This window comes from Butyrivibrio sp. YAB3001, assembly GCF_900112195.1.
Taxonomy (GTDB): domain Bacteria; phylum Bacillota; class Clostridia; order Lachnospirales; family Lachnospiraceae; genus Butyrivibrio.
Window position 1 is genome coordinate 112,358 of the sequence record NZ_FOKR01000002.1, and the last position, 21,649, is coordinate 134,006.

Consider the following 21,649-nt stretch of genomic DNA (forward strand, 5'->3'; position numbering starts at 1 on the left):
TTATGTGTGTTGCAATTCCTGGAAAAGTAATCAGCCTTGAGGATAAAAAAGCGACTGTTGATTTTAACGGAAACATTGTTGTTGCTGATGCGGGCCTTGTGGATGTAAGTATTGGCGATAGAGTGCTTGTTCATGCGGGCTGTATTATTCAAAAAATGGATGATGAGCTTGCTGATGAGATTACTGAACTATTCAATGAAATTGAGGGGCTTACAATCTGATATGCAAAACAATTTTAAAGAAATAGCAAGGGCTTTGCGTGAATATGACGGTGAAGAAGTGCGTATTATGGAAGTTTGTGGAACGCACACTGCAGCCATTTCTGAAAACGGCATTCCATCAATGCTTTCACCTAAGATTAAGCTTATTTCAGGACCAGGCTGTCCTGTCTGTGTCACAGTAACAGCTGTGATAGATAAACTTATAGAACTTTCACTTACGGAGAATACGGTTGTTCTTACCTTTGGAGATCTGATTCGGGTTAAAGGAACCTTTAAATCTCTTGCTGATGCAAAAGCTGAAGGCGCACATGTTAAAATGGTATATTCTCCGCTTGAAAGTTTAGAACTGGCTAAGGCTAATCCTTCTATAAATTATGTATTTGCAGCTATTGGCTTTGAGACAACGACACCTGTTTATGCAACAGTGTTAGATGAAGCGATCAAACGAAATATCCATAATCTGAGACTTTTAACATCATTAAAGACAATGCCTGAAGTCATTCGTTGGGTAGTTAATAGCGGAAATGATATTGATGGATTTATTGCTCCCGGACATGTAGCTGCAATCACAGGAGCGGATATATTTGCTAAGCTTTCAAAAGAATTATCTATTCCTTTTGTGGTTTCAGGTTTTAAAGGAAAACAGCTTCTTTTAACAATTTATGCTATAGTTTCAATGAAAGGTACAGCAGGTTTTAGGAATTTATACAAAGAAGTTGTATCAGATGAAGGTAATTTGAAGGCTCAGGAACTTGTATCAAAATTCTTTACGCTATCAGATGCATCCTGGAGAGGAATGGGGAAAATTCCCGGATCAGGTATGATACTGAAGGATGAGTACAGGGAATATGATGCAGGAAGTATTGGTCTTGACGAAGACCATATGCCAAAAGGTTGTAGTTGCGCAGAGGTTCTGGTAGGCAAACTAAAGCCCAATGAGTGTCCTTTATTTGGCAAGGTCTGTACTCCTGATAATGCTCATGGAGCATGCATGGTTTCCACGGAAGGAAGCTGCTATAATTACTTTGTTTCAGGCAGGAAATAAACAATCGAGGTTAGAAAATGAAGATCACAATGGCACATGGAAGTGGAGGAGAATCTACTTCAAGTCTAATTCATAATATTTTTTCCAAACATTTTAATAATGAAATATTGTCAAAACTGGAAGATTCTGCGGTAGTTGAAGGCAACAGCAGAATTGCTGTGACAACTGATAGTTTTGTTGTCACTCCCATTATTTTTCCCGGTGGCGATATTGGAAGACTTTCAGTTTGCGGAACAGTAAATGATCTATTGATGAGCAGCGCCAGACCAAAGTACCTTACCTGTGGTTGCATTCTTGAAGAAGGTCTTGATATGGATGTTCTTGATAGCGTAATCTCTTCAATGGCGCAGACTGCATATGAAGCTGGCATTAAGATTATAACCGGTGATACTAAGGTTATAGAAAATAAGGGTGGTGAACCCGGACTTATAATAAACACATCCGGTGTTGGATTTGTTGATGATGATCATGAAATTCCGGGACCATTTAATCTTCAGGATGAAGATGTTATCATATTGTCAGGAAATCTTGGCGATCATCATGCAGCAATCCTTGGGAAAAGAATGGGAATCGAAACATCAATAGTTTCTGATGCAGCACCACTTTGTGAGATGGTGACAAAATTATTTGATGCAAAGATACGTGTCCATGCAATGCGCGATGTTACACGAGGTGGTCTCGGCACTGTATTAAATGAATTTAGTTCTTCCTCCAACTGCACAATTGAACTTGAAGAAGACGCTCTTCCGGTTTCTGAATCGGTAAAAGACTTTTGTGGTATGCTTGGACTTGATCCTATGTATATGGGAAATGAAGGAAAAATGGTTATTTCTGTCCATAAGGATGATGCGTCCAAAGCTCTTTCATTAATAAAAAGTTCAAAATATGGTGAGAATGCGTGTATAATAGGTAAAGTATATAAGAATGCTGATTTGGAAAACAATGTTATACTTAATACAGAGATTGGTGGAAAAAGAATCATCGGTCTAATGTATGGAGAAGGTCTTCCAAGAATTTGCTAAATGTTGTACAATAGTTTTTGTCTTTAAATGAGTTGTATTTGTTTCATTATTGAAAGGATATTTATAAGTTAATGGAATTTAAGAGAATAAATAAAGATACTGTTACATGCATTATTACTGAAGACGATATGGATGAGCAGGGACTTAAATTAGAGGATCTTTTTGAAAAGAAGAAAGAAGCAATGGAATTTCTTCACGAGGTTATGAAGAAGGCTGAGGAAGAAGTTGATTACAAGCCAACTGGTTCTTTTATGCCTATGCAGATAACTGTTCTTCCGGATCATTCAATATCATTAACTCTTTCAGAAAATGCATCTGCTTCTTTTGCAGAAATATTACGAAATCTTACAGACAAAGCAGGAATAAAGCTTCCTAAGAATGTTTTGGAAGATTTGGGAGAAACTGTTGACGAAGAACGTATCAACAGATTAAATGAATACCTTAAGAATTTAAAGAACCTTACGAATTCTGTTAAGAGTATTATGGATGAAGCTGTTGCTAACATGGATGAAAATTCTGAAAATAAAGAATCAAGTAGCACTGATTCAACTAATGCTGCAGATAATGCTCAGGTTAATGTATCAGATAGCAACGGCAAGCTAAAAGATAAATTTACAGAAGCTCTCGAGGATGCCAAGAAAGAAAAAATAAATGAGAATAACAGACTGAAATTTAAAGAGTATGTTTTCACATTTGATGATATAAGAACCGTTATTTCGTTTTGCTCCAAGTCTCCTAAGAATCTGAATATTTCAAGTTCTTTATACAAGAATGATTCAGATGGTAAATATTATTTGGATCTTATCAGACTGGACGATGATTCCAAATCATTTGCGGCTTTGTTTACAATGGCTTATGAATTTGGCCATTTTCAGGCTTCAAATCCGCATGTTATTGCACATTATAAAGAAAATTATGATTGCCTTATTAAAGAAAATGCACTTAATGAACTATCTAAAGTTTGCTGAACCTGGGTGTACGTAATAAGAATTGGAACGGTTTAGTGTTTCAGCTATGCCGTTCTTTTTTTTATTTCATAGGAAATTGCTTCCTAAAATTATTTATAGAAGGGTATGATATATGCGATTAAATAAGTTTATTGCGGCATGTGGAATATGTTCCAGAAGAGACGCAGACAAACTTATCATGGCCGGTCGTGTAAAGGTAAACGGCAAGATAGCTGATACTGGCCTACAGGTTTCTGAAACAGACGAAGTGCTTGTTGATGATAAGAAAATCGGAACTGTTAATAAGCATGTTGTTCTGGCCTATTATAAACCGGTTGGCGTTGTTTGCACTGAAAGAGATGCGCATGCTGAAAAGACTGTAATATCTGAGATAAAATATGATAGACGCGTTACTTATGCCGGTCGACTTGATAAAGATTCAGAAGGTTTACTGTTATTGACTGATGATGGAAATCTTATTAACGCTATGATGCGTGGTGCAAATATGCATGAAAAAGAATATGAAGTTGAAGTAGACAAAAATCTTACAGGAGACTTTCTTAAAAAGTTATCTCAGGGAGTGTATCTCGAAGAACTTGATAAAACCACAAGGCCATGCTCAGTTACCCGTACAGGAAAAAAGAGTTTTAAGATCATAATAACGCAGGGTCTCAACAGACAAATCCGACGAATGTGCGCTGCACTGGGCGCAGAAGTTGTTAGTTTAAAAAGAATAAGAGTTATGACAGTCACTCTTTCTGATATGAATATCAAAGCTGGAGAATACAAAGTTCTTAGCAACTTGGAAATGCAAAAGCTTTATAGAGCTGCAGGATTGGAACTACAATAGGAGTATATTATTTATGGCAAACATAGATGAAAACATAAAAAAAGAGTACGAAGAACTGACAAAAACGCTTAAGCATCATATGGATTTATATTACAATCAGGACAGTCCTGAGATATCTGACTATGAGTATGACCAATTGATGCTTAAATTAAAGAAATTTGAACAGGATTATCCTGAACTAAAGACCAATGATTCTCCAACACAGATCATAGGAGGTACTGCAAAGAGAGAAGCTGGCGTTAAGATAACTCATAACAAGCCAATGCTTTCAATTGAGGATGTTTTTACCAAAGATGAAGTAAAAGAATGGGTAAAAAAGGTACATTTACTGCATCCACAAGCAGGTTTTTCAGTAGAAATCAAAATCGATGGTCTTAGCATGACGCTCAGGTACATGAAAGATCCAAGCGATAATAAACTTCATCTAACTGTTGCCGAAACACGTGGAGACGGACTTATTGGTGAAGATGTTACTGCAAATGCGCTTGTTATTCCTGACGTAAAAAAGATAATCGATCTTCCTTATGATTATCTTGAGCTTCGAGGAGAAGTGTATATGTCTCATGAAGCATTTGAAAGCTATAATGAAGAACAGGAACGCCTTGGCAAAAAGATAGCTGCCAATCCGAGAAACCTTGCTGCAGGTACACTTAGACAACTTGACCCGGAGGTGACAAAAAGCAGAGGCCTTAAGATGTTTATTTTTAACATCCAGGATGGTCCTGAAGAGCTTCTAAGTTCACATTGTGGTGGGCTTGATATATTGGCGAAGGCAGGAGTTCCTGTTGTTCGTCATATTCATTGCACTTCGGAGGATGAGATTCTTTTTGCTATAGATGAAATTGGTAATCTAAGAGATTCTCTTGATTTTGATCTGGATGGCGCAGTTGTCAAACTTGATAATACAGCCTGGAGAAATGACTTCCCATCAGGCAGCAAGTATTCAAGCGGACATATAGCATATAAGTATCCTCCGGAAGAACGCGTCATTGTAATGGATGAGATAATCGTTGATGTAGGTAGAACAGGAAAACTTACATTCACAGGAAGCTTCCATGATAAAGAAACGGGAAAAGCAGCCAGGTTATGTGGTACAAGCGTTTCAAGGGCTACTCTTCATAATCAGGATTATATCACTGAGATGCAGATTGGTATCGGTGGTGAATATAAGCTTTTTAAAAGTGGCGAGATTATACCAAAGCTTAACGGATGCGTTAAAGCTCCTGAGATAGTTTATAAGGCTCCGACTATTTGCCCGGTGTGTGGTTCAGCTCTTATAAGAGAAGAAGATACTGCTGATATAAGATGTATCAATCCAACATGTCCGGCGCAGGTTTCACGTACAATTTCTTATTTTACCGGAAGAGATGCCATGAATATCATGGGGCTTGGAGAAACACTCATTGATGCTTTATGCAAGGAAGGCTATCTTCACAGCTATGCTGATATATACCATCTTTCAGAACATAAGGATGAACTGATAGAAAAAGGTATTATAGGTAAAGTAAAAAATACTGAAAAACTGCTTGCAGAAATAGAAAAATCAAAATCAAACGATCCTGTCAGACTTTTGACTGGTCTGGCAATCAGAAATGTAGGTAAATCAACCGCAAGAGAGATAATGAAACACGTTGACAATCTTATGGAACTTGCAAAGATTTCTGTTGATGGTTTCTTGCAGATGCCAGACATTGGAGAAACAACAGCAAATGATCTCTATGAATTTTTCCATGATGAGAAGAACCTTCTTATTCTTGATGATATGAAAAATTCAGGTTTAAATATGAATGCTGTTAAAGATGAAAATGCTTCAGATAAGCTGGCAGGAATGACAATTGTTGTTACCGGAACACTTCCTACCCTGGGTAGAAAAGAAGCAGAAGAACTAATAGTGAAAAATGGAGGAAAAGCTTCAGGCAGTGTTTCAAAGAAAACAAGTCTCGTACTTGCCGGAGAAGCTGCGGGGAGTAAGCTTACAAAAGCTCAGGAATTAGGAATAAAAGTTATTACTGAGCAGGAATTTTTAGAAATCATAAATAATTGATAGGGGTAAAGAAGAATGCCAATTAAAATTCAAAATGATCTTCCAGCAAGAGAAATTCTTGAACAGGAGAATATATTTGCTGTTGATGAGAACAGAGCTTTGCATCAGGATATCAGATCACTTCAGATCTGCATTCTTAATCTGATGCCGTTAAAAGAAGATACTGAGCTTCAGCTCCTTAGGTCTATGTCAAATACACCTTTGCAGATTGATGTATCTTTTATGCAGATGAGTTCACATCACTCAAATAATACTTCGCCTAACCACCTGAACAGATTTTATAATACATTTGATGAGCTTAAAGATAATACGTATGATGGTCTTATTATCACAGGTGCACCGGTTGAACAGATGGATTTTGAAGAAGTAGATTATTGGCCGGAACTTTGCAAGGTATTTGAATGGTCCAAGACAAATGTAACTTCGACATTTCATATTTGTTGGGGGGCGCAGGCCGGAATTTATTATCACTATGGAATAAACAAAGTACCTCTTGATGAAAAGCTGTTTGGAATTTTTAAGCACCGCGTTAAAAATAGAAAGGTTCCTCTTGTAAGAGGTTTTGATGATGTGTTCTATATGCCACATTCAAGACATACAGCAACACCTTCAGATGCGATTCATGCCTGCGAAGATCTGGTGGTTCTTGCTGAGTCATCCAAAGCCGGAATATTCTTATGCATGAATAAGACCGGAAGTCAGATTTTTGTAATGGGACATGCAGAATATGACAGACTTACACTTGATTCAGAATATAGAAGAGACTTGTCCAAGGGATTAAATATACATATCCCTGAGAATTATTATCCTGATGATAATCCGGACAATACTCCTGATTTACTTTGGAGAAGCCATGCAAACAATCTGTATACCAACTGGCTTAACTACTATGTCTATCAGAATACACCATATAAATGGGGGCAGATTCTTGATCAGGAAAAAATAGAACTTGCTTCAAAAGCATTAACTAAGGAACTGTAATCTTGTTTTTTGTCAAAAAATACGATAAAATATTATTGTTAAAACGATATTTTCTATATGTTTTTTGATAAGGAGACAATTTTATGGGTCTTAATATGGAAAACGATGATGTTGAAGTAAAAAGCACTGAAAACAAGAAAAAGCCCACAAAAAAAACAAAAGAAATGCTCGAAGAAAACGCCAACAAGATTGAAGAGTTGAGACAGGAGCAGGATTCACTTAGCGCTGTTTTAATGGATCTTGACAATGAAGAAAATGCATTGGGTGAAAAATCTGCATTAAATATGAGTGTAACTCATAAAAAGTTTGGTGAAGGCACTGTTATTAAACAGGATGGAAAATATATTGAAGTCAAATTTGCTGATGTTGTTAAGAAATTTGTACTTCCGGGTTGTATTGCAGATAAGTTCCTCGAAGTTGCTGACAATGATACTTTTGAATATTATGTTAAAAGCAATGAGATTCATAAGAAACGTATGAATACAGAATTAAAGATTAAATCTGCTACATTTGCTATTCAAAGACATGAAGATGCAATCGAGAAACTAAATGCGAAATTCAAATAATAAATAATATAACAAAAGAACTGTTCTGATTAAATTCATTTTAACAATGAAAAGTCAGAGCAGTTCTTTTTTATACGTCCACACAACTATTCGCAAAACACATGTTTAACGAATAATTACCTATAGAATTACATTAAACATTGTATTACATAGAAATAAATGCACTTGCCACAGATCCTAAGACCATGGCTAAAATAAGTACCAATGCAATTGTTGCAATAATTTTACTGTATTTTTTAATTCTCATTTAAATCACTTCCTTTAACTTGTATAAGTATCATATATCTCAACGTGATCATAGATGCATCGCCAGGAACTCCAGGCATTTGCGGTCACACAGATATAATGTGTTCCATCATTTGATATCTGGTAGCTTGCGCCACAGCAACCTGATTGAACAACGAAACCTGTCTTTGCACCTATTACTTCACCATGAGTATCTTTATCTTCAATTCTGCGCATAAACCAGTTGGAAACAGATATTCCTTCCGGATGCTCAGTTGTAGATGACGTTGTATATTTTCTGGCATTTAATATATCATGGCATAAAGCATTTTCTTCAGCAGCCTTTAATATCATAGCCATATCAAGCAATGTACAGTAATGATTTTCATCATAAATTCCAATACAATTTGTAAAATGCGCTGTATCTGACAAACCTAATTCCTTAAGTTTATCATTCATCATTTCAACAAATGCTTCCTGGGAACCTGCAATATATTCAGCAATGCACATTGCAGCATCACCGCCTGATGGTAAAATTGTACCATAAAGCATATCTCTGACAGTTATTGTTTCTCCGACAGAAAAACCAACAGCGCTGCAATCATGCTTAAAAACAAAATCACCAATCGCCTGTGTCATTACAAACGTATCATCAAGATCTGTTATGTGCTCAGCAGCAACCAGTAAGGTTAAAATTTTAGTCATTGATGCAGGATTTATCCTGACTGTACCGTCTTTATTTGCAACAACGGATCCGGAATCAAGATTAACCAATATCGCGTTTGTACTGATCACATTTTCACTTGCTATATAGGAAGTATTGTCGGCAAGATCTGTACTGTAACCTTTAAAGAAAAAATTCGAATCTTCAGATAATTCTAAAAATGGATTTGTTACAACTTCTTCTTCCTGTTGTGGCTGTTCATCCTCTATTGTCGTTTCAACTATCTCCGTTTGTTCTTCCTGATCAGATGAAACTTCAATTTCAGGCTCTTTTTCCTTTTTGCTCTTTGTTGAATGCTTTATTACGATACATGAAATCGAAATTATAAATAATAAAAATAAAAAAGCGGCTATGGATAAACGAGTGATTATCTCTCTTTTCCTTTTAGCCTTGTATTCTGAAATAGTAAGATGTCTACTATCCCTTTGTCTGAAATTAACTTTTTTCTCCAATGTAAAACTCCACCCCAACTGTTTAATATAACCCTTAAATAGTAACATTTTTCCTATATTTCAATCAAGTTTATTTCGTTAATAAAATGTACAAATTATGCTATAATCTTTTTATGCAAAATAACATTGGAAACGAAGAAAAATACTATAATGAACAAGATAAGATAAATATTCTGAGAATGCGCGAAGTTCTTGATACCTTGCCTAAATTCTGCAGGCAGTTCTTTAGAGGAATTGAGCCTACTACTTCTGCAAGAACAAGGCTTGGGTATGCCTATGATCTTAGAACTTTTTTTGAATTCCTGCATTCACAAAATCCAGCACTTTCCAAACAAAATATAACAGATTTAGGCGTGGATGTTCTTGATAAGATTGAGCGGGAAGATATCGAAGAATACCTTGAATACTTGTCATTATATGAGAAAAAGAATAAAGAGATAACTAATAATGAGCAGGGCAAAAAAAGAAAAATGTCTGCTCTTCGTTGTATGTATTCATATTTTTATAAAGCTGAACTGATCACAAGGAATACAGCCGAGCTTGTAAATATGCCCAAACTTCATGAACATGAAATCGTTCGTCTTGAACCAAATGAAGTTGCTATCCTTCTTGATCAGGTCGAAGCCGGAGAAAAGCTTACAAAATCACAGCTTAAATATCACGAGAAGACAAAACTAAGGGATGTTGCTCTTCTTACGCTTCTTTTAGGCACCGGTATCCGAGTTTCTGAATGTGTTGGAATTGACTTTAATGATATTGATTTTGACAACAATGGACTTCGGATTCATAGAAAAGGTGGATATAACACAGTTATTTATTTCCCTGATGAAGTCAGAGATGCTCTTTTAGCATATTTAGAGCAGCGTAAAACAATAATTCCATGTGAAGGTAATGAAAATGCAGTATTTCTTTCATTACAAAATAAGAGAATCACTGTAAGAGCTGTTGAGAAGCTGGTAAAAAAGTATGCTCAGAATGTTACTACACTTAAAAAGATAACTCCTCATAAGCTTAGAAGCACCTTCGGTACAAATCTTTATAAAGAATCCGGGGACATTTATCTTGTGGCTGATGTTCTTGGACATAAAGATGTCAATACTACCAGAAAGCATTATGCAGCGCAGGATGAAGATAATAGACGCCGCGCTGCTAAGATGGTAAAACTTAGAGAGAAGTAATTTCTTTATTGATAATGGTAATAATATTTATAAAAGCAACCAATTTCCTAAGATTTATTTAGTGGACTTTGGTTGCTTTTTAATGATACTATTTATTGTACTGATTTATATGTTTTCTTAAAAACGTTTTTATCAACGATAAAAATGTCATGAATATCGTCCTGACTTACAGCAAGGTAATCCCCTCGTTGTCCAAGCATGTATTTATCTGAATCCCAATAGGAAAATAGCTTTGTGGTTTTAGTCAGCTTCTTGGCGTAGATTTTGTTATCTCCTATTGATTCACAGCTCTTTGCAAGAGGAAGAAGTGAATTGGATTTGCCGGTATCCGCATTTTTTATCATAGGATCATAATCAGTATTTAATTTGAATTTCTTTCTGGATTTAGCATAACTACTGTTAAATTTTTCTCTTGTTATTGCCTTAACGTTACCTGTTGTATCAATGATCAGAATGGTATTTTCTTTTATCTCAAGATTTATATCACCGTCGATAGTTCGAATAATTGCCATACTTCCTGGCGGAATATTTCCAATAGTTTCAACGTATCCAAGTGTGATCGGAGCCTTTTCATATTTTGCCATTTTTGAAATATCTAGAACTGCCCTGTTTGCATGTATGATCTCAGCATTTTCGAAATAATCACGCATACGTTCTCTTATGATATTTGATATTGAATGTTTTGCAGAATCATCATCAATTTCAATATAATCAGGAAAATGTTTTTTGATAAGATCATTTTTTAGTATGCCACCGGCCTTTTCTGTATGTCCGCCACCTGAACCAATCTTTTGGGAAAGAAAGGCTGCCAGTTCATCAGCTCTGGTTTCATTCGAACAACTTCTTATAGAGAACTTCACTCCAAATGATAAAACGCTATATATAAGGCATACATCTATGGTATCAACTGCAACAATAAAATCACCGATGAGTCCTAAAATATTTGGATCACAGGGATCAGTTCTAAGTATTGCATATCGGTTTTTCTCATGATAATCAACGCCGAGCATTGCAACACCTGCAATCTTAGCTTCTTTTAAAGTAAGATTCATATTCTTTAGTTTTACAATCAGATTTTTGTCAAAACAAAGAGATTCTATCATATCTCGGTCAAGAGGATGAGACATTTCAGAGAAAGCATTTGTATCTGAATACAGACCGTAATAAAGTGCAGTTGCTACCTTTGCGTCAATTAAGTCTTCTTCACTTTCAATCTTAAGTAAATGCCATATTACTGAGCAACAGCTTCCAAGGTTACTTCTTACTTCATTGAGTTTCGGTAGGTTTCCATAAACCTGGTGATGATCAATCACGGCAACATCTTTTGCTACAAATTTACGTACATTGCCCTCTCCGTACTGACAGTCGGTAAGCAAAAGAAGGTCTGGTTTGGATTTTAAATTACTGACAAATTCAATGGGAATCTTTAGTTCTTTTATCAGATAAACAAGATTACTCTTACTAATTTGAAAATTTCCTGAGTATATAAATCTGACCTTTTTGTTATGTTTTTGAAAATACCTGTATAAAACATAGCCTGAACAGATTGCATCTGCATCAGGATTATCATGGCATTGAATTACGATATTTTTGTATTTCAATAATACAGAAAGCTTCATGGAATCTCCTTGGAAAGCGATTGAATTAAAAAAAGAAATGTCATCCATCATTAAAAAACTTTATTGAATAGGCATTTTATATTCAATAAATGATTCTCATGTGTATCATTATACAGTAATAAAGAGAGACTTCAAGTAAATATGAAATCTCTCTTTAATCAGTCTTTCTAAGTTGGATTTTATGAAATACACGACATAGTTCGCGTTTTTTGTCTGAATAATTAACATTGTTATTTTAAAATTAGTAGCATTTATCTAGTCCGTTTATTCTTGCATATATATACTGAGTTGCGCCATCTTTTTCATTCTTAAGTTCAATGGCGATTGAACCTTCAGTTTTTAGGCTGGCATTATAATCTTCGAGACCTATAGAGGCTTTTGTTGTGCCACTTTTGTATTCACGATGATTACTCATTTTTCCGTCAGGAGAATTGTTTGTAAATGTTATACTTGTAAAATTCAATAAAAAAACATGCCACATAGATTGTTTTTCTATCAGGCATGCTTTTTTATTAAAGTATTTGATTTTCTAGAATTTGCGGAATACTTATTTTATATATTATTTTACTTTTAAACCATTGATACTCTGTCTAACAGAGATAGCACCCTTATCCTTCTTGTTTACAAATCTAACAGTAATTGTACCAGGATAGTTTGCATCATATCCAGCCATAGTAAACTTAGCAGATGAAGCATAGTTACTAAAGCTACGAGTTACTGACATTGTACCGTTTTTAACTGAATTAGTTAATGTAACGCTATCAATAACCCATCCGCTAATCGGAACAACATTTACTGTTACATTACCACTCTTTGCAACCTTCACTTTTGCATTTGAAGTTGCAGCGTTTTTAAAGTTGTTCTTGAGATTTGCGCCTTTGTTAATTCCGGATACACTAAGTTTGTTTACTGGGTTTACATAGTTCTTAACATTAAGAGTATGTAAATACTTTTTATTTCCGGAAACAAAAGATACGTTTGTTGTACCCTTCTTATACAGATTAAGTGATATATAAGCAGATGAAGTACTGCCTGAATATGAAACTTTTCCGTTTGAATCTAAAAGAGTGTATTCTCCATTTGAATAACTATAGTATGAAACTTTTGCAACATTTTTATTGGAGCTACTAACCTTGTTGTATTTTTTTACTCCACTAAAACTTAAACTAGCATTGCCAGATGTCTTTGAATCCATATAAGATGTTGATGAACTCTTTACTGTCTGAGTAGCAGCCTGTGATGTTACAGCAGGACTAACTGAGAACAATAAAGCAAAACTTAAAGCGCAAGCAACTACCTTGCCGATAAAATTCTTTTTCAAAATTATTTCCCCTTTCAAAATCCTTTTTTCATTTATAATTGATTCCGCATGAAAATTAGTTTAGCACAAAACTCTAAATAATTAAATAAATTTTCACATTTTTTTAATTTTTCTTTCACATTTATAAATTGTACTATAATCTGAGCTGGTAAATCTTAATACTTAAAACTAATGCACTGAATACATAAAAAGGCAAGGATAAAAGAAAAAAAGACACATTATCCTTTTTATAAAATTTATTCTTTTCAAAATTCCTTATCTCCTCTAATTTGATATATTTGATATTTACAAAAAGCATAAATGAAATACTTTAGGTTAACAGAAAATCAGCCGCTTAGATTAAATTTCCAAGCGGCTGATCTTTAATTGCGGAATAAATGAATCATTTTATTACTAACAATAATAATTATTTGTTAGTTGTAGCAGCGTTAACATAAGCTGTTATTTGGCATGTGCCGTTAGTCTTTGTGTTACGTAAATTAACATATACCCTGCCTGTTCCCTTATTGCTATACTCAGGAAGTGCAATTGATGCAGAGTTTACACCGTTAGAATAAGAACGTGACTTATAATGAGTGGTATCAGTTAAATTATTATAAATGCTCATGCTAGTGATAACCCATCCCTTAGCTGCTGTTGCACTAAGCTTAACCTTACCATTCTTGGGAACTTTAATCCCGTTGTTATTATAGCTATATATATATGAAGAAGTATTAAACAACTTAGCGTAGTTCTTAGGTTTCTTTTCACTTGTGTTGTAGATGCTAAGCTTACTTACAGGATTAGAATATGCGTAGACAGTAATTGTATGTTTATACTTCTGTTTTCCAATCTGATATGTAAAATTTGCTTTTCCTGGCTTTGTAGCTTTATAAGAAATATATGCATATTTTGAATCAGAATTGTACTCATTTTTGAGCGTTCCATTCAGATCGTAATACTTTGTATGATAAGAATTATTTGATATAGAAAACCCTGTAGGTTCTGCAACGTTCTTATTACTAGTCTTAAGATTCTTAATAGTTTTTATAGTTTTACCATTACTATTGGGAACAGTAAATGAAGAACTAGAATATGATATATTCTTAGAACTAAAATAGACAGAAGAACTGCTGGTAATAACATTATCAGCTGCTTCAGATTTAACTGCAGGTGCAACAGTAAATAACAATGCAAAACTTAATGCACCGGCTACGATTTTTGTCAAAACTTTTTTATTCAATTTAGAACCCCTTTCAAAAACTTTTTTCACACATAAATTCCGCATTGATAAAATATTATCATAGATTCACTGAAATGTTAAATAAAATTTCACATTTATTTCAAATTATTTTCACTCTTTTATTTAAACCGTATTATATTACTCTCAACTCATAAAAGCCATCAAAGAGCGTTCTTATTGCATCACTCTTTGATGGCTTTCGATTTCATATGGATATATCAAATTATAACGATATTATTTTTTTGTTGAGTTATTTTTAATAGGGAGATTTACTGATAATGTTGCACCATCATTTTTATTTTCGAAAGTAACAGTAACATTACCATCCCATTTAGTATTATATCCTGGGAATGACAATGTAGCCTTATCAGCTCCGCCCATAATTTCTTTGCCTCTTGAACCGTATTCACTGGCTTTGCTTGACCATGATGAATTGTGCATATGAATTCCAGTTATTTTCCAACCCTTTTTGGCGGCAACACTTAATTTAACTGTACCATTTTTATCAATTTTAACTGATTTTGAGGATTCTGTTCCATTATTAAAATATTTTGCATAATTAGCTGATGTCACACCACTTCTTGCAAGTTGGAAAGTCTTAACGGGATTGACATAGTCTTTTATGACATATTTATATTCATAAGAGTTCTTTTTATTATCCTTGAAAGAAATAATAGATGTTCCTGGTTTGTTTAAGATAACATTAAGATTCGCACATATATAACTATCATTGTATTTATTAGTTTCTTTTCCGGCATTATCATAGTAGGTATTATTATTTTTATTATTACTTACATAGTACCCGTCTGCTTTTGCTACAGACTTCTTACTACTTTTGATATTAGTTAGTTTTGTAGCATTTGGAACTGAGATCTGTGTAAAATCACTATATGCATCTTTTGATCTCAGATAAATAGTATAAGTGTAACTAGTCTTTTTAGTAGCAGCTTGTGACATAACTGCAGGACTAAAAGCAAACACCATTATAAAAACCATCAAACATGCAATAAATCGACTCATTGATTTTTTGTTCATATTCTTAGCTCTCCTTTCCGACTTAAATGATGATTAAGACTTTTAGTATTGCTTCATGAGTTAAATCTAACATAGGGATTAGAAAGTGTAAATTTCACAAAATACAACATAATAATTGTTCATAATTGTAATATTTAGACAAAGATATGATATAGTTGCACTTTTGTTAAGCAATTAAAAAGTATGCAATAGAAAAAGTTTATTTTCCTTTTATCCATTGCATACTTTATTTTTATCAATTTTTTTTATAAAATTTAAGATTACTTTGTAGTGGTTTTAGCAGCTATAGGTAGTCTCAAATTAATATATCCACCAGTTTGTTTATTTTGGAATTCTACATATACTGAGCCAGATCCTTTAACTTTATAACTTGGATATGAAAATGATACTTTGTTTATTCCATTATAGAAACTACGAGTATATGATAATGATTCATAACCATCGGATGGATTTAATGAATTTGACATTGATACATATTTAATCTGCCAATTTTTATTTGCTACCAGATCAACATTAACAACGCCATTCTTGTCGATAGTAATTGACTTACTAGCAGAAGTTGAATCTTTAAAATAGCCGGCATAGTTTTTAGATGTCACGCCTTTTCTTGCAACTTTAAAAGTTTTTACTGGATTTTCATAATTATATACTTTGAAAGTCCATTTATAAGAACGCTTTTGGTCATCCTTGAATGTAAGAACAGCTGTTCCAGCTTTTTTTACTGTTGCAGTAACATATGCATATTTACTTGATGAAGAACTTTGATTAGTCTGCTTTCCATTGACATCAAAATATGTATATTTACTAGAACTATTACTTAAATGATATCCAGTTGGCTCAACAACAGCCTTCTTTGAACTTTTTATATTTGTGATTTTTTTAGCATTATAAACACTGTAACTATGATAGGCAGTACCGTGATTTTTCGAGGTAAAATAAGAAACTCTTGTCTCAGTTATTTCATTAGCTGCCAGAGATGTAACCGCAGGGCTTATTGCAAATAATAATACAAAAGCCATCATACACGCAATAAATCTACTAATTGCTTTCTTGTTCATAAATTAGTTCTCCTTTCCCACACTAGGTCATATAACGTTTTGGCATTTCGCCATGACGCTAATCTAACATAGTGAATATGATATGTAAATATTACAAAGAACAAAATATATAAGATAAATATTTGTAACAATTAGACAAAAATATGATATAATTGCGTTTTCGTAAAGCAATTAAAAAGTATGCAATTCATAAAGTTTATTTCTTCTTTATCAATTGCATACTTAATTTTAATCAGTTTTTTATATAAATTTAATTGCGGTACAATTTTGTTTGGATTATCGTAAAACTATTTTTCTCAAAGATACTACTTTGAAATGTTCTATCAATTATCTATAATCTTTTGAAAAATACGGAATGATCAAATTTTCACCGGCTTTTAACAGATCTGCGCTCTCTATTCCATTCAGATTACAGATTTCAGAAATATAAGACTTGAGGTTATCATAATGGTCTGGTGAGTAATAATCATCTGCGATGCTAAGAAGCGTATCACCACTATGTACAGTTATTGTAGTGAAATATTTAAATTCAGGCTCGTATGTATCTGACTTGGCATCAGACATTAGTGTTGATGTGAAAAATACTGCCAGAAAGATAATAATAGTGATTGCAATTAAAAGCATTGAAAATTGCCTGCGGACAATTCTTTGTCTTCTTTTACGATTGTTTCTGATACGTACTTCGCTCTTACTAAAGAACCTTGGATCATTATATAAACTTGCAGCAGCATACATTGCATCACTCATAACCTTATCCCCCACACTTCTTGTTCAATCTAATTTCTCTTACATGTTAACAACTAAAAATTCAAACATCCAAACATTTGTTGCGAACAATCGTTCTGTAAATATGTTATCGAACAAATATTCTTTTGTCAACAAAAATCGAACAAATATTCCGAACAAAATTTCCGAACAAATATTTGCCAAAGTGATGATGAGGTGTTATACTATTACACAGATATGTGATTAAATAGCAATTTTGGAACATATAAAATTTGCATTATTTGTCTATTTAGTAATATAGCGTAATAAATCTATTTCAAGGAGGTATCTATGGAAAAAGGTAATATTTCCAAGAAACAGCAAGAAATCTTAGACTACATCAAGCAGCAGACTCTTCAGAGAGGATTTCCGCCTTCAGTAAGGGATATATGTCAGGCTGTAAATCTCAAATCAACTTCATCCGTTCATTCTCACTTGGAGACACTGGAGAAGAACGGTTATATTAGACGTGATCCTACCAAGCCACGTGCTATAGAGGTATGCGACGATGGTTTTAATATGGTTAGAACAGAAATCGTAAGCATTCCTGTAATCGGTCAGGTTGCAGCAGGTGTTCCTATTCTGGCTGAGGAGAATATTGATTCTTATATTCCTATTCCTGCCAGTATGTGTCCTAAGGGAACTGATGCTTTTATCCTTAAAGTTAAGGGAGATTCCATGATCAATGCCGGAATCTTTAATGGAGATCAGATTTTTGTTCAGCAGTGTGATTCTGCCAAGAATGGGGACCAGGTAGTTGCTCTTATTGACGATTCTGCAACTGTTAAGACTTTCTACAAAGAAAAAGGACATATCAGACTTCAGCCCGAGAATGATACAATGGACCCTATCATTGTTGATGATTGCAAGATTCTTGGTAAAGTATTTGGAGTAATGAGATTTTATTGATTCTAATAAAAAAAGACGTTCCGATTTGCTAAAAGCATTATCAGAACGTCTTTTTTTATTCTAAACAAGTTGCAATAATTATTTATTTAATAATGTATAGCAATCACAGGTCTTCTTTACTGATAGATTTTCCGTCTCTCCAGATTCTCTCAAGATCATAGAATAATCTGTTTTCTTTATCGAAAACATGAACAATGATATCTTCAAAATCAAGTAAAATCCAGTTTCCTGACTCGTAGCCTTCGCTGCTCTTCATATGATATCCGGCTCTTCCAAAAGTTTCTTCTACATTATCAGCAAGTGCCTGAACCTGATTGATGTTAGTACCTGCAGCAATGATAAAATAATCAGCAAGTGTAGAGATTTCACTGATATCAATGATTCTAATATCTTCGCCTTTACGATCTTCCAGTGCATCTACAGCTAATGCAGCCATTTTCTTTGAAATACTAATATCTGCCATATTTACCTCGTCAATTTACAAAAACTAATAGGCAAACAATTGATGTTTGACCTAAATCTTAAATGTTACATCATTTCTTTATATAGAACTTTTTATAATATTCATATGCATCCATTGTAGCATCATCGCATTCTTTACCGATGGTTTTAAGATAGACCACAGAATTATGAAGAATATGCGCAAGACATAAATCTATATCTGTGAATGCTTCTTTTCTGATCAAATCCATGTCTTCAAGCTGTCTTCTGTTAGGCTCTATAAAATCGGCAATATACACTATTTTTTCAAGCAGCGACATATCTTCTCTGCCTGTAGTGTGCCATCTTATTGCATCAAGAATTTCTGTATCGTAGATATCATATTTTGTTCTGGCTATATAGACACCTACTTTTGCATGAAGCAAAGAATGATTTCTGCGTTCAACATCAGTCATATCTATTTTATTTTTTTCGCAAATCTTAACATGTTCTTCATGAGTCATGCATTTAGCACAGTCATGAAGCATTCCTGCAATTAGTGCCTTCTGAACATCTGCACCATGTACAAACGCCATACTTGCTGCAGTATATGCAACTCCTAAAGTATGATCGAATCTATCGGGCTTTAATTCTTTTTGTAATTCCTTACGTAGCTTTTGCGAAATTTCAATAGTTCTCATTTATATAACCCCTTGATACAAATGTATTCAATGCATTCGTCAGGAAGCATATATCTGACTGATCTGCCTATTCTAATCTTTTGTCTGATGTCTGTTGATGAAATATCAATTCTGTTAAAATTCAGTAATCTAACATCTGCATCATACATCATTTTAAGCTCGCGTCTCTTCTTATCCAGAGCTGCAACATCATCCTCATGTCGGATTGCTGCAAGTATGACACATGACTTTATCAGGTCTTTTGCTCTATACCAGGTATCAATTCCTATTACAGAATCTGCTCCAAGAATCAGATATAATTCATCTCCGGGATACATTCTCTTTAAATCTTCAATAGTATCGATAGTGTATGACCCTTGAGGTTTATCTATTTCCAGTCTGGAGCAGGTAAAAAATGGATTTTCGGAAATAGCCATTTTTACCATCTGATATCTCTCTTCACAACCTGATATTTCCGTACGATTCTTAAAATGAGCAAGATTATTAGGAATATAGATTACTCTGTCTAAGCCAAACTGTTCTCTTGCAGCTTCACCAAGCATTAAATGCGCATTATGAATAGGGTCAAATGTTCCTCCAAGTATACCAATCTTTCTGCATTCCATAATTAAGCCTCCTAATGGTATAAATAGGTTTATGAATCATTTAAGCTTTCTTGTTTGCTTTAGGTAAAATAATCTTCGGTTCATCTTTAAAAGGTTTATATAAAACAAATCTTCTTCCGATAACCTGAACAAGTTCTGAACGAGTACGCTCTGAAATTGTTATAGCTACTTCTTTTACGTCTTCTTCGCAGTTCTTAAGCACTGTGATCTTCACAAGTTCATGTGTATTGAAAGTCTCAGCAATAGCAGCTGTTATCTCTGGACTTACACATGATTTACCAATCTGAAAAACAGGTTCAAGATCAGCTGCAAGGCTCTTTAAATAAGCACGTTGTTTACTAGTTAATGTCATTCTTCTTCATCCTCTTCAAATGTTCCGGGTACTGTATCAGCATTTCTGTAATATTCAAAACTAAAGCCATACATTCTGACTGTATCACCTTCCTGAATATGAAGCTTTTCAAGGTCATCAAGAATACCATTGTCAGCCATAAATTTCTGGAAGAATACAAATCCTTTTTCAGATTCAAGATTGGTGTACCCAAGCATTTTTTCAATCTTAGGTCCTTCAACGACATATTCGTGCTTATCTGAATCATATGTTACAGTAAATGCATCATCTTCAACTCTAGCCATAGTCTCAGGGAAGTATTCCTGCTCAAATACTATTGGCTTATCCTGCATTTCAGAAATAGTTCTACTTACATAGTATAACAGTTCCTGTATGCCTTTTCCAGTTAGGGTAGATGTTGCAAACACCTTAACTCCTAATGGTTCATATTTTTCTTTTAATTTAAGAATAATTTCAGATTCTTCTCCATCAGGCAGCATGTCTATCTTGTTGGCAGCTATTACCTGTGGCTTATTTGTTATATCAGCGTTATAGTTCTTAAGCTCGTTGTTGATAGCTTCAATATCCTCAAAAGGATCACGACCTTCAGTTGAAGCAGCATCAACGATATGGATCATCATTCTTGTACGCTCTATGTGACGCAAAAATTCATGTCCAAGTCCTGCTCCTTCAGATGCTCCTTCAATAAGTCCGGGAATATCTGCCACAACAAAGCCCTTTGCATCCTGAAGATCTACAACACCGAGCATTGGTGAAAGTGTTGTGAAATGGTAGTTTGCAATCTTAGGCTTGGCATTAGATACTTTTGATAAAAATGTTGATTTACCAACATTTGGAAATCCAACTAAGCCAACATCAGCTATTACTTTAAGCTCCAACAAAACTTCAAGCTCAATAGCAGGCTGACCAGGCTGAGCATATTTAGGAGCCTGCATGGTAGATGTAGCATAATGCATGTTTCCATTTCCACCTCTACCGCCTTTTAAAACGACAACTTCTCTGTTGTCGCGGCTCATATCTGCAATAACCTTTCCGGTTTGAGCTTCTTTTACAACAGTTCCTTCCGGAACTCTGATTATAAGGTCAGAACCATTTTTTCCATGGCAACGTCTTTTGTTTCCATCCTGGCCATTTTCCGCTTTGTATTTACCGCCATAATGGAAATCAGATAGTGTATTGATTCCTTCATCAATTTTAAATATTATATCGCCACCTTTACCGCCGTCACCTCCATCGGGACCGCCGTTAGGTACGTATTTCTCTCTTCTGAATGAAACGTGACCGTCGCCACCTTTTCCACTTTGGATAAATATTCTTGCTTTATCTACAAATACAGGCATATTTACTCCTTTATAAATAACAACCTTGTGGTTGTAAAAAGGGCTTC

At 34.4% G+C, this 21,649-nt stretch carries 23 protein-coding genes; 10 read left to right on the top strand and 13 right to left on the bottom strand.

The genetic code is table 11. The features are described 5' to 3' along the window. The first annotated feature begins 2 nt into the window (after nucleotides 1–2). From BM086_RS00495 to BM086_RS00530, 8 genes are all read left to right on the top strand, one after another. On the top strand, nucleotides 3–221 hold the full coding sequence (locus BM086_RS00495) for a HypC/HybG/HupF family hydrogenase formation chaperone (RefSeq protein WP_092321801.1): 219 nt from the start codon (nucleotides 3–5) through the stop codon (nucleotides 219–221). Nucleotide 222: 1 nt separating this feature from the next. After that, nucleotides 223–1,266, top strand: coding sequence for a hydrogenase formation protein HypD (gene hypD / locus BM086_RS00500; protein WP_092321804.1), 1,044 nt, complete (start codon nucleotides 223–225; stop codon nucleotides 1,264–1,266). 17 nt (nucleotides 1,267–1,283) lie between these two features. Then, nucleotides 1,284–2,288 carry a hydrogenase expression/formation protein HypE gene (gene hypE / locus BM086_RS00505; RefSeq protein ID WP_092321807.1) on the top strand — a complete coding sequence of 335 codons (1,005 nt, stop codon included), beginning with the start codon at nucleotides 1,284–1,286 and terminating at the stop codon, nucleotides 2,286–2,288. Nucleotides 2,289–2,359: 71 nt separating this feature from the next. Continuing rightward, nucleotides 2,360–3,256, top strand: a complete 897-nt coding sequence (locus tag BM086_RS00510) for an adaptor protein MecA (protein ID WP_092321810.1) — start codon at nucleotides 2,360–2,362, stop codon at nucleotides 3,254–3,256. 112 nt (nucleotides 3,257–3,368) lie between these two features. Further along, nucleotides 3,369–4,085 (top strand): pseudouridine synthase, encoded by a 717-nt coding sequence (locus tag BM086_RS00515; protein WP_092321812.1) that lies wholly within the window; start codon nucleotides 3,369–3,371, stop codon nucleotides 4,083–4,085. A 13-nt stretch (nucleotides 4,086–4,098) separates the two neighbouring features. Further along, nucleotides 4,099–6,129, top strand: a complete 2,031-nt coding sequence (gene ligA / locus BM086_RS00520) for an NAD-dependent DNA ligase LigA (RefSeq protein WP_092321815.1) — start codon at nucleotides 4,099–4,101, stop codon at nucleotides 6,127–6,129. 15 nt (nucleotides 6,130–6,144) lie between these two features. Then, nucleotides 6,145–7,110, top strand: a complete 966-nt coding sequence (gene metA / locus BM086_RS00525) for a homoserine O-acetyltransferase MetA (RefSeq protein ID WP_092321817.1) — start codon at nucleotides 6,145–6,147, stop codon at nucleotides 7,108–7,110. 83 nt (nucleotides 7,111–7,193) lie between these two features. Beyond that, nucleotides 7,194–7,676: a hypothetical protein gene (locus BM086_RS00530; RefSeq protein ID WP_092321820.1), complete on the top strand. Its 483-nt coding sequence runs from the start codon at nucleotides 7,194–7,196 to the stop codon at nucleotides 7,674–7,676. Between the two features lie 261 nt (nucleotides 7,677–7,937). On the opposite strand, the gene BM086_RS00535 is transcribed toward BM086_RS00530, so the two are convergent. After that, a complete protein-coding gene (locus tag BM086_RS00535; protein WP_175560041.1) occupies nucleotides 7,938–9,077 on the bottom strand; it encodes a D-alanyl-D-alanine carboxypeptidase family protein in 1,140 nt (379 codons plus the stop codon). Nucleotides 9,078–9,190: 113 nt separating this feature from the next. Between BM086_RS00535 and BM086_RS00540 the strand changes: the two genes are divergently transcribed. Further along, nucleotides 9,191–10,255, top strand: a complete 1,065-nt coding sequence (locus tag BM086_RS00540) for a tyrosine-type recombinase/integrase (RefSeq protein ID WP_092323468.1) — start codon at nucleotides 9,191–9,193, stop codon at nucleotides 10,253–10,255. 92 nt (nucleotides 10,256–10,347) lie between these two features. Here BM086_RS00540 and BM086_RS00545 read toward each other — a convergent pair whose 3' ends face one another. The 7 genes from BM086_RS00545 to BM086_RS00575 form a co-directional block, all read right to left on the bottom strand. Next, nucleotides 10,348–11,874 carry a DHH family phosphoesterase gene (locus BM086_RS00545; RefSeq protein ID WP_175560042.1) on the bottom strand — a complete coding sequence of 509 codons (1,527 nt, stop codon included), beginning with the start codon at nucleotides 11,872–11,874 and terminating at the stop codon, nucleotides 10,348–10,350. 241 nt (nucleotides 11,875–12,115) lie between these two features. Further along, a complete protein-coding gene (locus tag BM086_RS20700) occupies nucleotides 12,116–12,289 on the bottom strand; it encodes a hypothetical protein (protein ID WP_175560043.1) in 174 nt (57 codons plus the stop codon). A gap of 144 nt (nucleotides 12,290–12,433) precedes the next feature. Further along, the gene (locus tag BM086_RS00555; protein WP_092321835.1) at nucleotides 12,434–13,195 is read right to left on the bottom strand and encodes a hypothetical protein; all 762 of its coding nucleotides are present in this window, start codon (nucleotides 13,193–13,195) and stop codon (nucleotides 12,434–12,436) included. 406 nt (nucleotides 13,196–13,601) lie between these two features. Next, nucleotides 13,602–14,417, bottom strand: a complete 816-nt coding sequence (locus BM086_RS00560; RefSeq protein ID WP_092321839.1) for a hypothetical protein — start codon at nucleotides 14,415–14,417, stop codon at nucleotides 13,602–13,604. Between the two features lie 234 nt (nucleotides 14,418–14,651). Next, entirely contained in the window at nucleotides 14,652–15,452 is an 801-nt protein-coding gene (locus tag BM086_RS00565) for a hypothetical protein (RefSeq protein ID WP_092321842.1), read from the bottom strand. 260 nt (nucleotides 15,453–15,712) lie between these two features. Next, nucleotides 15,713–16,510, bottom strand: coding sequence for a hypothetical protein (locus tag BM086_RS00570; RefSeq protein ID WP_092321844.1), 798 nt, complete (start codon nucleotides 16,508–16,510; stop codon nucleotides 15,713–15,715). A 327-nt stretch (nucleotides 16,511–16,837) separates the two neighbouring features. After that, entirely contained in the window at nucleotides 16,838–17,257 is a 420-nt protein-coding gene (locus BM086_RS00575) for a LysM peptidoglycan-binding domain-containing protein (RefSeq protein ID WP_092321847.1), read from the bottom strand. 309 nt (nucleotides 17,258–17,566) lie between these two features. Here BM086_RS00575 and lexA point away from each other — a divergent pair, with 309 nt between their 5' ends. After that, nucleotides 17,567–18,184 (top strand): transcriptional repressor LexA, encoded by a 618-nt coding sequence (gene lexA, locus BM086_RS00580; protein ID WP_092321850.1) that lies wholly within the window; start codon nucleotides 17,567–17,569, stop codon nucleotides 18,182–18,184. Nucleotides 18,185–18,287: 103 nt separating this feature from the next. Here lexA and rsfS read toward each other — a convergent pair whose 3' ends face one another. The 5 genes from rsfS to obgE form a co-directional block, all read right to left on the bottom strand. Next, entirely contained in the window at nucleotides 18,288–18,647 is a 360-nt protein-coding gene (gene rsfS, locus BM086_RS00585) for a ribosome silencing factor (RefSeq protein WP_175560044.1), read from the bottom strand. 70 nt (nucleotides 18,648–18,717) lie between these two features. After that, nucleotides 18,718–19,305, bottom strand: a complete 588-nt coding sequence (gene yqeK / locus BM086_RS00590) for a bis(5'-nucleosyl)-tetraphosphatase (symmetrical) YqeK (RefSeq protein WP_092321853.1) — start codon at nucleotides 19,303–19,305, stop codon at nucleotides 18,718–18,720. Beyond that, the gene (gene nadD / locus BM086_RS00595) at nucleotides 19,302–19,910 is read right to left on the bottom strand and encodes a nicotinate-nucleotide adenylyltransferase (RefSeq protein ID WP_092321856.1); all 609 of its coding nucleotides are present in this window, start codon (nucleotides 19,908–19,910) and stop codon (nucleotides 19,302–19,304) included. Before nadD ends, yqeK begins: the two co-directional genes overlap by 4 nt. A 40-nt stretch (nucleotides 19,911–19,950) precedes the next feature. After that, nucleotides 19,951–20,262, bottom strand: coding sequence for a ribosome assembly RNA-binding protein YhbY (yhbY, locus tag BM086_RS00600; protein ID WP_092321859.1), 312 nt, complete (start codon nucleotides 20,260–20,262; stop codon nucleotides 19,951–19,953). Next, on the bottom strand, nucleotides 20,259–21,602 hold the full coding sequence (gene obgE / locus BM086_RS00605) for a GTPase ObgE (RefSeq protein WP_092321862.1): 1,344 nt from the start codon (nucleotides 21,600–21,602) through the stop codon (nucleotides 20,259–20,261). The genes yhbY and obgE overlap by 4 nt, the downstream gene beginning before the upstream one ends. Nucleotides 21,603–21,649 lie beyond the last annotated feature (47 nt).

Excerpts from the sequence above, each read along its gene's own strand:
- BM086_RS00495 (WP_092321801.1), top strand. The coding sequence starts at position 3 with ATGTGTGTTGCAATTCCTGGAAAAGTAATCAGCCTTGAGGATAAAAAA.
- hypD (WP_092321804.1), top strand. The coding sequence starts at position 223 with ATGCAAAACAATTTTAAAGAAATAGCAAGGGCTTTGCGTGAATATGAC.
- hypE (WP_092321807.1), top strand. The coding sequence starts at position 1,284 with ATGAAGATCACAATGGCACATGGAAGTGGAGGAGAATCTACTTCAAGT.
- BM086_RS00510 (WP_092321810.1), top strand. The coding sequence starts at position 2,360 with ATGGAATTTAAGAGAATAAATAAAGATACTGTTACATGCATTATTACT.
- BM086_RS00515 (WP_092321812.1), top strand. The coding sequence starts at position 3,369 with ATGCGATTAAATAAGTTTATTGCGGCATGTGGAATATGTTCCAGAAGA.
- ligA (WP_092321815.1), top strand. The coding sequence starts at position 4,099 with ATGGCAAACATAGATGAAAACATAAAAAAAGAGTACGAAGAACTGACA.
- metA (WP_092321817.1), top strand. The coding sequence starts at position 6,145 with ATGCCAATTAAAATTCAAAATGATCTTCCAGCAAGAGAAATTCTTGAA.
- BM086_RS00530 (WP_092321820.1), top strand. The coding sequence starts at position 7,194 with ATGGGTCTTAATATGGAAAACGATGATGTTGAAGTAAAAAGCACTGAA.
- BM086_RS00540 (WP_092323468.1), top strand. The coding sequence starts at position 9,191 with ATGCAAAATAACATTGGAAACGAAGAAAAATACTATAATGAACAAGAT.
- BM086_RS00545 (WP_175560042.1), bottom strand. The coding sequence starts at position 11,874 with ATGAAGCTTTCTGTATTATTGAAATACAAAAATATCGTAATTCAATGC.
- BM086_RS20700 (WP_175560043.1), bottom strand. The coding sequence starts at position 12,289 with ATGAGTAATCATCGTGAATACAAAAGTGGCACAACAAAAGCCTCTATA.
- BM086_RS00565 (WP_092321842.1), bottom strand. The coding sequence starts at position 15,452 with ATGAACAAAAAATCAATGAGTCGATTTATTGCATGTTTGATGGTTTTT.
- BM086_RS00570 (WP_092321844.1), bottom strand. The coding sequence starts at position 16,510 with ATGAACAAGAAAGCAATTAGTAGATTTATTGCGTGTATGATGGCTTTT.
- BM086_RS00575 (WP_092321847.1), bottom strand. The coding sequence starts at position 17,257 with ATGAGTGATGCAATGTATGCTGCTGCAAGTTTATATAATGATCCAAGG.
- lexA (WP_092321850.1), top strand. The coding sequence starts at position 17,567 with ATGGAAAAAGGTAATATTTCCAAGAAACAGCAAGAAATCTTAGACTAC.
- rsfS (WP_175560044.1), bottom strand. The coding sequence starts at position 18,647 with ATGGCAGATATTAGTATTTCAAAGAAAATGGCTGCATTAGCTGTAGAT.
- yqeK (WP_092321853.1), bottom strand. The coding sequence starts at position 19,305 with ATGAGAACTATTGAAATTTCGCAAAAGCTACGTAAGGAATTACAAAAA.
- nadD (WP_092321856.1), bottom strand. The coding sequence starts at position 19,910 with ATGGAATGCAGAAAGATTGGTATACTTGGAGGAACATTTGACCCTATT.
- yhbY (WP_092321859.1), bottom strand. The coding sequence starts at position 20,262 with ATGACATTAACTAGTAAACAACGTGCTTATTTAAAGAGCCTTGCAGCT.
- obgE (WP_092321862.1), bottom strand. The coding sequence starts at position 21,602 with ATGCCTGTATTTGTAGATAAAGCAAGAATATTTATCCAAAGTGGAAAA.